The organism is Pseudomonas sp. IC_126 (assembly GCF_004331835.1).
Lineage (GTDB): Bacteria > Pseudomonadota > Gammaproteobacteria > Pseudomonadales > Pseudomonadaceae > Stutzerimonas.
In genome coordinates this window covers 1,103,480-1,116,820 of record NZ_SJSS01000002.1, presented here as the reverse complement: position 1 = coordinate 1,116,820, position 13,341 = coordinate 1,103,480, and the positions used below count along the sequence as shown (strand labels likewise).

Here is a 13,341-nt window from a genome sequence, read left to right as displayed (position 1 = left end):
CTTTAGCCGACCACGCTGCCCAGCTGGAAGATAGGCAGATACATCGCAATGATCAGGCCACCTACCAGCACGCCCAACACCGCCATGATCAGTGGCTCCATCAAAGTTGTGAGATTGTCGACCATATTGTCGACCTCGTCCTCATAGAAGCTGGCCACCTTGTCCAGCATCTCATCCAGCGATCCGGACTCCTCGCCGATAGCCGTCATCTGGATCGCCATTGAGGGGAAGACCCCAGTCGTCCGCATGGAGAAGTTCAACTGCACACCGGACGAAACATCGTTGCGTATCTTGGCAACAGCATTGCGGAACACCACGTTACCTGTAGCACCCGCCACCGAATCCAGCGCATCAACCAGCGGCACGCCTGCAGCGAAGGTCGTCGACAGCGTCCGCGCATAACGCGCCACTACAGCTTTGTACAAGATGTCGCCAACGATGGGCATCTTTAGAAGCCCGCGGTCCAGCGCATCGCGGAATTTTTCCGAACGCTTGTAGCTTTGTTTGAACAGAAATGCAGCCGCAAACAGGCCGATCAAAACCAGATACCACCATTCCTGCAGCCAACGCGAAAGCCCGACCACCATCTGTGTAAAGGCAGGCAACTCCGCACCAAACCCCTGGAACACACTTTCGAACTGCGGCACCACCTTGATCAACAAAATGGCGGAAACGATGATTGCCACCACGATGACCGCAATTGGATAGGTCATGGCCTTCTTGATCTTTGCCTTGAGTTGCTCGGTCTTTTCCTTATAGGTCGCGACCCTGTCCAGCAAGGTTTCCAGCGCGCCGGACTGCTCGCCGGATTCCACCAAGTTGCAATAAAGGTCATCGAAATATTGCGGCTTCTTGCGCAGCGAACCGGCGAAACTGTTACCGGCGGCCACCTCTTGCTTCACGTCATCGACCAGCTTGCGCATGTTCGGGTTATCGAAACCCTCGCCGATGATGTCGAACGACTGCAGCAGCGGCACGCCGGCCTTCATCATGGTCGCCATCTGCCGGGTGAACAGCGCGATGTCCATCGGCTTGATCTTTTTGCCCGCGCTGAACAGCGAAACCGCCTTTTTACGCACCTTAAGCGGATTGATGCCCTGCTTGCGCAGTTGCGCCTTGATCAGCGCCGGGCTCTGGCCAGACAGCTCACCCTTGATCTTGCTGCCCTTGCGGTCAGTGCCTTCCCAGGTGAACACACTGGTTTTCAACGCTTTCTGCTGCGCCATGGTTAATCCTTGGTCACGCGGTTAACTTCCTCCAGGCTGGTGATGCCGTGCATGGCTTTGACCAGACCCGAAAGACGCAAATCATTGAAGCCATCTTTGCGCGCTTGAATGGCGATATCGATGGAATTCCCTTCCTCCATGATAAGCCGCTGTAGAGCAGGCGTGATTTTAACCACTTCATAAATACCGACACGGCCCTTATAACCGCCGTTGCAATTGTCGCAGCCCACCGGGCCGTAAAGCTGGAAAGTACCGATTTTGTTTTCCGGGATGCCTTCCTTCAAAAGCGCTTCGCGGGGCACCTCCACTTCTTTCTTGCAGCTCGGGCAGAGCTTGCGCGCAAGGCGCTGAGCAATGATCAAGTTGACCGAGGTTGCAATATTGAAGGCCGGCACCCCCATGTTGCGCAGGCGGGTCAGGGTTTCGGCAGCACTGTTGGTGTGCAACGTCGACATCACCATATGGCCTGTCTGAGCCGCTTTGATCGCAATCTCGGCGGTTTCCAGGTCGCGGATTTCGCCGACCATGATGATGTCAGGGTCCTGACGCAGGAACGCGCGCAACGCCTGGGCGAAATCCATGCCCTGACGCGGATTGACGTTGACCTGATTGATGCCTTCCAGGTTGATCTCCACCGGATCTTCGGCAGTGGAGATGTTCACATCGATGGTGTTGAGGATATTCAGACCGGTATACAGCGAAACCGTCTTGCCCGAGCCGGTCGGGCCGGTGACCAGAATCATCCCCTGCGGTTGCTTCAGCGCAGCCAGATAGAGCGCCTTCTGATCCTCTTCATAGCCCAGTGCATCGATACCCATCTTCGCGCTGGACGAATCGAGAATCCGCATCACGATCTTCTCGCCCCACAATGTCGGCAGGCTGTTGACACGGAAGTCGATGGATTTGGTCTTCGAGACCTTCATCTTGATCCTGCCGTCCTGCGGCTTGCGCCGCTCGGCAATATCCAGCGCCGCCATGACCTTAAGGCGCGCGGAAATTCGACTGACCAACTGCACCGGTGGCCTCGCCACTTCGTGCAACACGCCGTCGGTACGAAAACGCACCCGATAGGATTTCTCGTAGGGCTCGAAGTGCAAATCAGACGAGCCACGCTTGATCGCATCGAGTAGCATCTTGTTGACGAAGCGGACCACCGGCGCGTCATCCGCCTCGTTGTGCTCTCCATCGTCTTCTTTGGCAGCGCCGCTGATCTCGACATCCAGATCATCCAGATCGGAATCGGTGAGCCCATCCAGCGCCGTATTGGCAGACTCGAACAGCTTTTCGATGGCCTCGCCGAGCTTGTCATCCTCGACCAGCACCGACTCGACCGAAAGCCCGGTATTGAACTGAATATCGCTAATGGCTTGATGGTTGGTTGGATCGGAAACGGCGACATACAGCTTATTGCCGCGCCGCTGCAGCGGAAGCACACGATGCTGACGCACCAGCTTCTCGCTAATGAGGTCCGTAGGCTGGGTTTCCTTGTCTAAAGCACTCAGATCGAAATACGGAACACCAAACTGCTCACCCGCAACATCGACTATCGCTCGGCTTTTTATCAGCTTGTTTTGCACCAACCAGGAAACCAGCGGCACCTGATTACGCTGGGCCTGGTGCTGTGCCTGTAGCGCAACTTTTTCATCAAGGTGACCGACCAATACCAACTGGCGAGCCAGACCGCCGAGGGGAGCGTTTTCGTTCATCTGAAATGCCCATAAAGGCTGAATAAAATATAGCGCCCTTATAACGCAGTTCCTGGGGAGAGCCAAACGCGCACAAACAAGGTGGCATTTTTTGTCACTTGCTGACTAGAAGAGTGATTTAACAATCAGCAGTGACGGCCATCGCAACTACATCGCACCTTCATCATCGTGGGAGGCGCGCCCTCGCGGCGAATAACCCAGCCCAGCACCGCTAATAGAAGCAAAGCCAGTTCAACAAGGCTGATTCACCGGCACAGCATCCACCTTCAAAGTCCCTACAACCCAAGCCCGGCAGGAGCTTTAAGCACAGTCCGCCTTTTTGGAAGGCACGCCCCGCAGAGAAAACTCGCACCCGAAACCTCTACTCCCACCCAAACGCCGCACCAGAAAGCCGCAGGGAAACGCGACGCAGCGCACAGCCCCAAAACTTCCACCCAACCACCCACCTCGTCTGGCACAGAAGCTGCTCCTTATTCGACAGGTCCAACGACCTCACCAACAAAGGAGCTTTTCAATGAAGTCCATCAAGAAGCAAAAAGGTTTTACCCTGATTGAACTGATGATTGTGGTTGCGATCATCGGCATTCTGGCTGCGATCGCTATTCCGCAGTTCAATGAGTATCGTGCTAAGTCGAACGATACCGTAGCCAACGCGGACGCGAAAAACACCCTTACCGTTATGTCTGCCGCACAGCTCTGATAAGGAATAACGAGATGAAGAAGATTTTTGCTGGTTTTGTTATTGCCTCCAGCCTTTTTGCTAGCAATGCATTTGCCGCCCCGACCGTAATCACTTCCGGCGGAGCCATTGGTAATGCCCAGTGTGAGCTTTTGGCTGACAACGTAGTACTTACGCTGTCAAACAACGTTCACGGCGCCTACAACTGCACCAAGAACAACAACTCCATCACCGTCGCGACTTGCCATTTTGCTGGCAGCCGCAAAGTTGGCCCAGAGCGCTGCGTTGTCACCGGCGCCAATGAACAAGGCGAACCAACATACAACGACCCCAGCTGTCAAGGCACTGGGCCAGAGAATACTTTTAACGTCGACAATAAAGGCAAAGCATTTGTAGGCTCCACTACTGGCGGGAGCATCGGTGCCACAAGCCTGGGCGGATTCTGCGACGATACAACAGTTACCGCAGTTCTGCCGAACTAAGATTGATACCGCTGCAAACTCAGATGAGTTTGCAGCGGCTTTGACACATTATAAATACAACCATGAAAAGCGCGCACGGCTTCACGCTAATCGAACTAATTCTGACAGTAGCTATTGTGGCGCTTCTAATTACAATTGCATCACCACAGTTTAATGAGTACCGCACACAAAGTTCCGACGCTGCAGCTGCAGCTGATGCTCGCAATGCGATAGCGGCTCTCGCAATGCACATGTTACGTTAATCAAATTTAAGCTCGCCTCTCATTATTCCCATGAAGTATTTTTCGCGAACAACCACTCCAATTCATACTAGCGCTACAGATAAACTTGGTACAATACCTTCTTCCGCACGCTGACTGCCATAGCCAGATACCTTTCATGCTATCTTCGCCAAATTTCTCCACCGGCCTCCGCCTCGCAACACGCGCCCGTGCTGACTGGATGGTTATGGGATGCTTGCTGGTAGTAATTCTCGCCGCGCTGCTTTCCGCCCAGTTCAGCGGTCGCCAACCCACCGCCGTGGCACTGGATATCGGCCTTTCGGTAATTCGCTTTCTGTTGCCTCTCGTGCTGGTATTGATGACCCAAGAGCTGCTTTCACGCGAATTCGACCGACGCTATTTTCTTAATACCCTTTCCTATCCTCACCCAAGGCATAGCCTGTTGCTAGGCCGCTTTATCACTGTCTCGGCCCTGGCGCTCGGACTGCTGCTGCTGCTGGCTGGCGCGCTGGGGTTGCTGGTCTGGCTGATTGGCAGGGGCTATGCGCAAGGAACTCCTGTTGCACTAGGCTATCACTATCTGATCACCATCGCTTTTATCGGTCTCGACTTGCTGTTGCTCTCTGCCGTCGCCACGCTACTTGCCGTTGTGGCATCTACACCCAGTTTCGTATTGATCGGCACCATCGGCTTTATGCTGGTCGCCCGCTCCTTCGGTGCCATCGTCGAACTGTTGACTCACAATGCAGACGTGGTGAGCGATGCCGAAAGCTACCGCTCCGGCGTCGGACTACTGGGTTACCTGCTGCCCGATCTGGGCGCACTGGATGTGCGCACGATCGCCCTCTACGGCAAGATAGAACTGCTGCCTGCCGACTGGCCATGGCTGGTACTGTCCAGCCTGACCTATACGGCCGGTATGCTGGCCTTGGCAGTTTGGGCCTTGCAACGCAAGCGTTTTGCCTGATATGCGCCCACCCCTGCTTCTAGCCCTGGCAGGCTTCGCCCTGTTCGCGACCATCGCCGCCTGGCGTGCCCAACAACCAGTAGTGCTTACGCCTCAATTCTTCGCCGACCGCGTGGTGATTCCTGCGCCGCTGCTGGTCGCGCTAAACGGCGGCGACCGCTTCCTTGCTGCCAATCTGGAAACGATGCGCTTGGCCGCCACCGGTCTGGATGATCGTGGCGTGGATACCGACTATCTGGTCCGCGCCCAGCGCGAAGTTGCCCGGCTCAACGCCTGCCATGAGGACAACTACTATCTCGCCAACGGCCTGCTGACTTGGGGCGGCGCCGTGGAAGAAGGCAATGAGGTGCTGCGCGCCGCCGTCGAATGTCGCTTCTGGGACGAATTCCCGCCCTTCTTCTATGGCATCAACCTGTCGTTCTTCCAGCGTGACAACGAGGAAGCCGCCCGCATGCTGGAGATCGGCGCGCAACGCTCCACCGATAACGCTGCCGCTATGCAAAAACTGGCCGTGATGCTGCGCGCCGAGCAGTTCGCTGATGAGCGACTGGCGCTCAACTACCTCATCCAGCAACGCGACAGCAGCCCCGACCCCAAGCTGGAGGACATGCTCGACAAGCGCGTCGTCCGCTTGCAGGGGCTGATTCAACTACGCGAAGCACAGCGCCAGTACGAAGGCGAACATGGGTCGCTGACGGACCTTCAACTGTTGGTCGATCGAGGCATCCTCGATCAATTGCCAGTCGACCCCCTGCGCCTCGGCTACGAGCTGCGTGACGGACACATCGAGCTGAAAAAACTGAAGATCGCCGGACTGGAGGAACAACCTTGAGCGCAGCCGTGGAATTCAAGGGTGTCAGCCATACCTATCGCACCAAGGGCAAGCAGGTCCAGGCTGTGCGTGATGTCAGCTTCAGCCTGGCCGAAGGCGAGGTGTTCGGCTTCGTCGGCCCCAATGGCGCCGGCAAGTCCACCACCATCAAGATCATGCTGGACATCATCAATGACTATCAGGGCCAGGTGACACTTTACGGCACCAATGCGCGCCAGGCCGAGGCCCGCCGGGGCATGGCTTACGTGCCGGAAGCGCCGGCGCTATACGACCAGTTCACGCCGCTGGAAATCCTGCGCATGGGCCTGTCCATGTACGGCATCAAACGCACCGATGCCGATGCCTGGTGCTTGGAGTGGCTGGAACGCTTTTCCGTAGACGGCACCGGCAAGCGCCGTATGCGTGAGCTGTCCAAGGGAACCGCGCAGCGGGTCGCGTTGGCCCATGCGATGGCAGTCGAGCCGAAGCTGCTGATCCTCGATGAACCGCTCTCGGGCCTCGACCCGGTAGGCCGTAAGGACGTGGTCGATATCCTCAACGACTACAAGAAACAGGGCGGCGCGATTTTCTTCACCTCGCATGTGCTGCATGACGTTGAGCGTATCGCCGACCGCTTCGGTTTCATCAACAAGGGGCAACTGGTGACGGTCCGATCACCCCGCGAATTGGCCGCCGAGCGTGCCGACTGCTTTATCCTGCGCTACCAGGCGGACCAAGCCATGGGGCAAACCTGTGTCGCGCTGCGACCCGGCGAATTCGAATGCGAGCTATCACAAGCCGAGCTACCCGCCGCCATCGCCCAACTTGGAAACAATGGCGGCCATCTGCTGACCATTAAACCGGCCGTATCACTGGAAACGGTATTCTTCCGCATCCTCGCCGACGCCTCTTAAAGTCTAGGCCGCGACCTAACAAAAGGGCACGGTGTGGCTTTGGTGTCTGTGGAGAGCCGACCCGATGCGAAACTTTGGGGCTTTGCTAGCAGGCTATCGCCTGCTGTCGCCGCGGGGGGCGCATCCCAAAATAAGAGGTGCGGTGCGGGCTTTGCTTTTGTTGGTGGGTGACGGGGCGAAGCTTGCTTACAAGCCAGCTATAGCGGGATGTCGATACGCTCGTTAGCTGTATTGCGATTCATGCTTTGCGCTGCCTCACGCTGCGCGTCGTACGGCATCGGCTGGTCTTAGAGCCTCCTGCGGGCTAGCATCCCCCCTCTGTGCCTGCAGACATACCGCAGGCAACACTAATTTTCAGGAGGAACCATGCCCTTTACCGTTTACCTGTCCGGCGAGATCCATACCGATTGGCGCGATGAAATCGAGCGCGGCGCCAACGCCGCCGAGCTGGATGTAGTCTTTACTTCCGCCGTGACCGACCATGACGCCAGCGATGCCGCTGGCGACTGTCTGGGGGCAGAGCCTAATGGCTTCTGGCGCGACCATAAGTCCTCCAAGATCAACGCGATCCGTACCAAGACACTGATCCAACAAGCCGACCTCGTGGTGGTGCGCTTCGGCGACAAGTACAAGCAATGGAACGCGGCCTTCGACGCCGGTTACTGCGCAGCCCTGGGTAAACCTTATGTCACATTGCACGGCGACGACATTGTGCATCCGTTGAAGGAAGTCGACGCAGCCGCCATGGCTTGGGCTACGACCACCGAGCAGGTGGTGGGGATTCTTAAGTACGTGGTTCGCGACTGATAGCTAGCGATATCGGCAGGCCGATAGCCTGCATTCGCCGCGAGGGCGCGCCTCCTACACAAGCAAAGCAACCGCTATAAACAAAAACGCCCTGCATCTGCAGGGCGTTTTTGTTACCGCGGCTTTTTAGATCGCGCCGCGCCCGCGCAACAGATCAACGACCTGCCTGACGCCCTCTTCCACCGTCAACGACTCGGTGTCGATTACCAGATCGGCATTGCCGGGCACATCGTAGGGGAAGGACTCGCCGGGAATGTTGTCATCACCAGCAGCATACAAGCCTTGTGGATCGCGTTGCTGACAGGTCAGCGGCGAAGCTTGGACATAAACCGTGAGCAGGCGATCAGCACCTACCAACGCCTTGGCCTGTTCGCGGCCTTCGGCATCCGGCGCGACGAAGGCCGCAAGGGTCAGCAGACCCGCCTCGTTGAATTGGCGCGCCACATGGGCGGCGCGGCGCCAGTTCTCGGTACGACCGGCACGGTCCTGCGGCAGGCCTTTGTTCAGATCGTGGCGCAAGTTCTGGCCATCCAGCACGTATACCGCCCGCCCCATGTCGAACAGCTTGCGCTCCACGGCGTAGGCCAGCGTGCTCTTGCCCGCGCCCGAAAGGCCAGTGAACAACACGGTGGCCGGCTGCTGACCGAAGCGCGCTGCGCGCTCTTCGGTGGACACATGAGCCAGCGCACCGTGATGCCCAGTAGAACCATGAGCAAGCGGGTCAGCGATGATCATGCCGGCACCAACGGTGCCGTTGGTGAGCCTATCAATGACGATGAATGCGCCAGTCGTGCGGTTCTGCGCGTAGCCATCCAGGGCGATCGGCGCATCCAGGCTGACCTTGACGCGACCGATTTCGTTGAGCTGCAGGCTGCTCGCCGCGCCATGCTCCAGAGTATTGACGTCGACGCTATGGGTGATGCTGGCAATCGAGCCCGGCACATAGCTGGTGGCGCGCTTGATGTCGTATTTCTTGCCCGGCAGCATCGGCTCTTCGCCCATCCATACGAGCATGGCCTCGAAGCCGTCGGCGATGCGTGGCTGGTTGTCGGCGTGAACCAGCATGTCGCCACGGGACACGTCGATTTCATCTTCCAGCGTCAGGGTGATCGCCTCGCCCGGCGTGGCCTGTTCCAGCTCGCCATCGAAGGTGACGATGGATTTGACCTTGCTGCGCTTGCCGGACGGCAGCACCGTGATCTCATCGCCCTTGCGCACGATGCCGCTGGCGAGGGTGCCGGCGAAGCCGCGGAAGTTGAGGTTGGGACGATTGACATACTGAACCGGGAAGCGCAGGTCATCGAAATTGCGGTCGCCGGCGATCTCGACGCTTTCGAGAATCTCCATCAGCGACTGGCCTTCATACCAGGGCGCGCGTTCGCTGCGGTTAACCACGTTGTCGCCCTTGAGCGCCGACATGGGCACGAAGTGTAGCGAAGACGGTTGCAGATCGATGCGCTCGGCAAAGTTTAGATAATCCGCCTTGATGCGCTCGAAAACGGACTGGTCGAAGTCCATCAGGTCCATCTTATTGATGGCGACGACGATGTGTTTGATGCCCAACAGCGAGGTGATGAAGCTATGGCGCTTGGTCTGGGTCTGCACACCGTAGCGGGCGTCGACGAGGATGATCGCCAAATCACAGGTCGAGGCCCCGGTGGCCATGTTGCGGGTGTACTGCTCATGACCGGGCGTGTCGGCGATGATGAACTTGCGCTTGGCAGTAGAGAAGTAGCGGTAGGCGACATCGATCGTGATGCCCTGCTCGCGCTCGGCCTGCAGGCCGTCGACCAGCAGTGCCAAGTCCACGTCATCGCCGGTGGTGCCAGACTTTTTCGAGTCACGGGTAATCGCTTCGAGGTGATCTTCATAGATCATCTTCGAGTCATGCAGCAGGCGCCCAATCAGGGTGCTCTTGCCATCGTCGACGTTGCCGCAAGTGAGAAAGCGCAACAGCTCCTTGCGCTCGTGCTGGGCCAGGTACGCGAGGATGTCCTCGCTGATCAAATCAGACTGATGAGACATGGTGCGGAATCCTTAGAAGTAGCCCTGACGTTTCTTTTCTTCCATCGACCCGGCGCCGTCGTGGTCGATGACCCGACCCTGACGTTCGGACGTGCGGGTCAGGAGCATTTCCTGGATGATTTCGGGCAGGGTCGAGGCCGTGGATTCCACTGCGCCGGTCAGCGGGTAGCAGCCGAGGGTACGGAAGCGAACCATGCGTTTTTCGATGCGCGCCTTTTCCTCGTCAGTGAGGTGCTCGAGGATGCGTTCGTCGTCGATCATGATCAGGGTGCCGTTCTTCTCGATGACTTCGCGCTCGGCGGCGAAATACAGCGGCACGATCGGAATCTGTTCCAGATAGATGTATTGCCAGATGTCCAGCTCGGTCCAGTTCGACAGAGGGAAGACGCGGATGGATTCGCCCTTCTTGACGTTGCCGTTGTAGACGTTCCACAGCTCGGGACGCTGGTTCTTCGGGTCCCAGCGGTGCTTGCTGTCGCGAAAGGAGTACACGCGCTCCTTGGCACGGGACTTCTCTTCATCACGACGCGCGCCACCAAAAGCAGCGTCGAAGCCATGCTTGTCCAGCGCCTGTTTGAGACCCTCGGTCTTCATGATGTCGGTGTGCTTGGCGCTACCGTGGGTAAACGGGTTGATGTTTTGAGCGACACCATCCGGATTGACGTGGGTGATCAGGTCCAGGTCCATTTCCGTGACCATTTGCTCGCGGAAGCGGTACATCTCCTGGAACTTCCAGCGCGTGTCGACGTGCATCACCGGGAACGGCAGACGACCGGGAAAAAACGCCTTGCGTGCCAGATGCAGCATTACGGCGGAGTCTTTGCCGATGGAATAAAGCATCACCGGGTTATCGAATTCGGCGGCCACTTCACGAATGATGTGGATGCTTTCCGCCTCCAGCTGTTTCAGATGCGTCAGTTTGTCGACCATGGCTACTCACGAATTTGGCAGATGGACGGCCGGCGGGCCGGAGCGAGGGCGCAACTCTAACACGGCGCAAACTTCTAATCAGGCCGCTGCTTAGAACGAAATTGACTAAATTTATGCCTCGGTCATTGGGCAAACGGTGGCGGCTCAGCGGGGGTATTTCAGCTGTGAGGCCAAGCTCATGGCTCAGAACCAAGCCGTCTGCTTCTACAGTGCCGCCGATGCGCAGAGCGCACCCTACGTCCAAATCATTTGCCATACTTGTCGGGTGCGCTTTGCGCGCCAAGGCAGCGCCTCTAGGCGGCTTAGGCCGGATTGGGGCAATCGATGAACCGATGCTCGACGACAAACCGCTTCGCCAGATAGTCACCGAGCGCCTGAACGCCGTAACGCTCGGTGGCATGGTGTCCGGCGGCGAAGAAGCTCAAGCCATTTTCACGCGCGATATGCACCGTGGGCTCCGAAACCTCCCCGGTTAGATACGCGTCAACACCCGCGGCCACGGCCTGATCGATATAGCCCTGGGCGCCGCCCGTGCACCAAGCGATGCGTCTGATCGGCCGCGGACCTTCGACCATCAGCGGCTCACGTCCTAGCGCGGCCGTCACCCGTCGCATGAAATCAGCAGGCGCGAGCGGTACATCGAGCGAGCCGACAAGGCCAACCGAGCGGGGATTGTCGGGTTCCAGAGGCCCTTCAACGGTGAGGCCGAGCAGCCGTGCCAACTGCACGTTGTTGCCCACTTCCGGATGCACGTCGAGCGGCAGGTGATAGGCAAGCAGGCTGATGTCGTTGCTGAGCAGCGTCTTCAACCGCCGCAGCTTGATGCCTACGACGCGCGGGTCTTCGTTCTTCCAGAAATAGCCGTGATGGACCAACACCACGTCGGCCTGCGCTTCGACTGCGGCATCGAGCAGTGCCTGGCTGGCAGTCACACCGCTAACGATGCGGGTCACCTGCCGCCGTCCTTCTACCTGTAAGCCGTTGGGGCAATAGTCAGAGATCTTGGTGGTGTTCAGGTAGCGATCGGCTTCTTCGACCAGCGTGCTTAGCGCAACGGCCATGCATACATCCTCTTGGCAAATACGGGTATCTCGCGGCCGCCGCGGAGGCTGAAAGCTGCGCGATGGACGGATTGAAACGACATGGCTGAAACCACCTCACCGGCCCGGCACAGAATCGCCATCGGCAAGGCTGCAATTCGCAGCCAGCTTCGTATAATGCCGCCACCTTAAGGGGCGCAATCGCCCTCCGCAACCTGTCCGGATTTCGAATCGCGATGATCAATGCCCTGCGTTTTCTTGGCTGGCCGTTGCTGGTAGGCCTGCTGGTGGCCCTGCTAATCATTCAGCGTTATCCGCATCTGGTAGGCCTGAGTACCGAGCCGGAATACACCCTGCGTCAGGCACCGCTGGTGGGGATACCGCAACAAGGCCCCTATTCCTATGCCAATGCGGTCAGCGGCGCGGCGCCAGCTGTGGCCAACCTCTACACCACCAAGGTGATCGACCGCTCCAGCCAGCCGCCGATGATCAAGGACGATCCTCTGTTTCAGCGATTCTTCGGTGACAACCTGCCGCGCCAGCGCCGCATGGAATCAAGCCTGGGCTCCGCGGTAATCATGAGCCCCGAAGGCTATCTGCTGACCAACAACCACGTCACCGCCAATGCCGAGCAGATCGTGGTGGCCTTGCGCGATGGCCGGGAAACGCTCGCGCGGGTCATTGGCAGCGACCCGGAAACCGATCTTGCGGTGCTGAAGATTGATCTGGCGGAGCTACCCGCGATCACCATCGGCCGTTCGGACAGCATCCGCATTGGCGACGTGACACTGGCGATCGGCAACCCGTTCGGCGTCGGCCAGACCGTGACCATGGGCATCATCAGCGCCACCGGGCGCAACCAGCTCGGTCTCAATACCTATGAAGATTTCATTCAGACCGACGCGGCGATCAACCGTGGAAACTCCGGCGGCGCGCTGGTCGACACCGCCGGACATCTGATTGGCATAAACACGGCGATCATCTCTGAATCCGGCGGCTCGCAAGGCATCGGGTTCGCGATTCCAGTGAAGCTCGCCATGGAAGTAATGAAATCCATCGTGGAACACGGCCAGGTGATTCGCGGCTGGCTCGGCGTGGAGGTGCAATCGCTGACCCAGGAACTGGCGGAATCCTTCGGCCAGGCAGGTCGGCCGGGAATCGTGGTTGCCGGCGTCTATCGGGATGGACCGGCTGAACGCGCCGGTCTGCGGCCAGGTGATCTGATCCTAAGCATCGATGGACAGCAGTCCAGTGACGGACGCACCTCGATGAACCAGGTCGCGCGCGTGCGGCCGGGCGATGAGATCGATATCGATATTCTGCGCAACGGGAAACCGCTGACACTTACCGCCGAGGTCGGCATGCGGCCTCCGGTAGAGAAGAGCCCGCAGTAAGCTGCAAGCTGTAAGCTGCAAGCTGCAAGCTGCAAGCTGCAAGCTGCAAGCTGCAAGCTGCAAGCTGCAAGCTGCAAGCTGCAAGCTGCAAGCTGCAAGCTGCAAGCGAATCAGTATGCGGGCCGACGCCGCAACGACA

13 protein-coding genes are annotated in these 13,341 nt (G+C 58.3%); 8 read left to right on the top strand and 5 right to left on the bottom strand.

Annotated features, from left to right (window positions below; genetic code table 11):
- Window positions 1-2 precede the first annotated feature (2 nt).
- Both E0D86_RS10470 and pilB read right to left on the bottom strand, forming a co-directional pair.
- Complete coding sequence (locus E0D86_RS10470; protein WP_131649930.1) at window positions 3-1,226, bottom strand: type II secretion system F family protein; 1,224 nt, start codon at window positions 1,224-1,226, stop codon at window positions 3-5.
- Between the two features lie 2 nt (window positions 1,227-1,228).
- Window positions 1,229-2,932 (bottom strand): type IV-A pilus assembly ATPase PilB, encoded by a 1,704-nt coding sequence (gene pilB / locus E0D86_RS10465; protein ID WP_131649929.1) that lies wholly within the window; start codon window positions 2,930-2,932, stop codon window positions 1,229-1,231.
- A gap of 514 nt (window positions 2,933-3,446) precedes the next feature.
- Here pilB and E0D86_RS21750 point away from each other — a divergent pair.
- The 7 genes from E0D86_RS21750 (at window position 3,447) to E0D86_RS10430 (ending at window position 7,813) form a co-directional block, all read left to right on the top strand.
- Window positions 3,447-3,632: a type IV pilin protein gene (locus tag E0D86_RS21750; protein ID WP_125023576.1), complete on the top strand. Its 186-nt coding sequence runs from the start codon at window positions 3,447-3,449 to the stop codon at window positions 3,630-3,632.
- 14 nt (window positions 3,633-3,646) lie between these two features.
- Complete coding sequence (locus E0D86_RS10455) at window positions 3,647-4,093, top strand: hypothetical protein (protein ID WP_131649928.1); 447 nt, start codon at window positions 3,647-3,649, stop codon at window positions 4,091-4,093.
- A 62-nt stretch (window positions 4,094-4,155) separates the two neighbouring features.
- Complete coding sequence (locus tag E0D86_RS10450) at window positions 4,156-4,335, top strand: type IV pilin protein (protein ID WP_131649927.1); 180 nt, start codon at window positions 4,156-4,158, stop codon at window positions 4,333-4,335.
- Between the two features lie 136 nt (window positions 4,336-4,471).
- Window positions 4,472-5,281: an ABC transporter permease subunit gene (locus tag E0D86_RS10445; protein ID WP_256681177.1), complete on the top strand. Its 810-nt coding sequence runs from the start codon at window positions 4,472-4,474 to the stop codon at window positions 5,279-5,281.
- Between the two features lies 1 nt (window position 5,282).
- Complete coding sequence (locus tag E0D86_RS10440; RefSeq protein ID WP_256681176.1) at window positions 5,283-6,113, top strand: hypothetical protein; 831 nt, start codon at window positions 5,283-5,285, stop codon at window positions 6,111-6,113.
- Window positions 6,110-7,006, top strand: coding sequence for an ABC transporter ATP-binding protein (locus E0D86_RS10435; RefSeq protein ID WP_131649926.1), 897 nt, complete (start codon window positions 6,110-6,112; stop codon window positions 7,004-7,006). Before E0D86_RS10440 ends, E0D86_RS10435 begins: the two co-directional genes overlap by 4 nt.
- Window positions 7,007-7,372: 366 nt before the next feature.
- Window positions 7,373-7,813, top strand: coding sequence for a YtoQ family protein (locus E0D86_RS10430; protein WP_131649925.1), 441 nt, complete (start codon window positions 7,373-7,375; stop codon window positions 7,811-7,813).
- A gap of 126 nt (window positions 7,814-7,939) precedes the next feature.
- Here the strand turns inward: E0D86_RS10430 and cysN are convergent, their stop codons facing one another.
- The 3 genes from cysN to E0D86_RS10415 all read right to left on the bottom strand — a co-directional run bounded on the left by cysN (window position 7,940) and on the right by E0D86_RS10415 (window position 11,829).
- Complete coding sequence (gene cysN, locus E0D86_RS10425) at window positions 7,940-9,838, bottom strand: sulfate adenylyltransferase subunit CysN (RefSeq protein WP_131649924.1); 1,899 nt, start codon at window positions 9,836-9,838, stop codon at window positions 7,940-7,942.
- 12 nt (window positions 9,839-9,850) lie between these two features.
- The gene (cysD, locus tag E0D86_RS10420) at window positions 9,851-10,768 is read right to left on the bottom strand and encodes a sulfate adenylyltransferase subunit CysD (protein ID WP_131649923.1); all 918 of its coding nucleotides are present in this window, start codon (window positions 10,766-10,768) and stop codon (window positions 9,851-9,853) included.
- 302 nt (window positions 10,769-11,070) lie between these two features.
- On the bottom strand, window positions 11,071-11,829 hold the full coding sequence (locus E0D86_RS10415) for a Nif3-like dinuclear metal center hexameric protein (protein WP_131649922.1): 759 nt from the start codon (window positions 11,827-11,829) through the stop codon (window positions 11,071-11,073).
- A 215-nt stretch (window positions 11,830-12,044) separates the two neighbouring features.
- On the opposite strand from E0D86_RS10415, the gene algW reads away from it, so the two are divergent.
- A complete protein-coding gene (algW, locus tag E0D86_RS10410; RefSeq protein ID WP_131649921.1) occupies window positions 12,045-13,202 on the top strand; it encodes a Do family serine endopeptidase AlgW in 1,158 nt (385 codons plus the stop codon).
- Window positions 13,203-13,341: the final 139 nt, after the last annotated feature.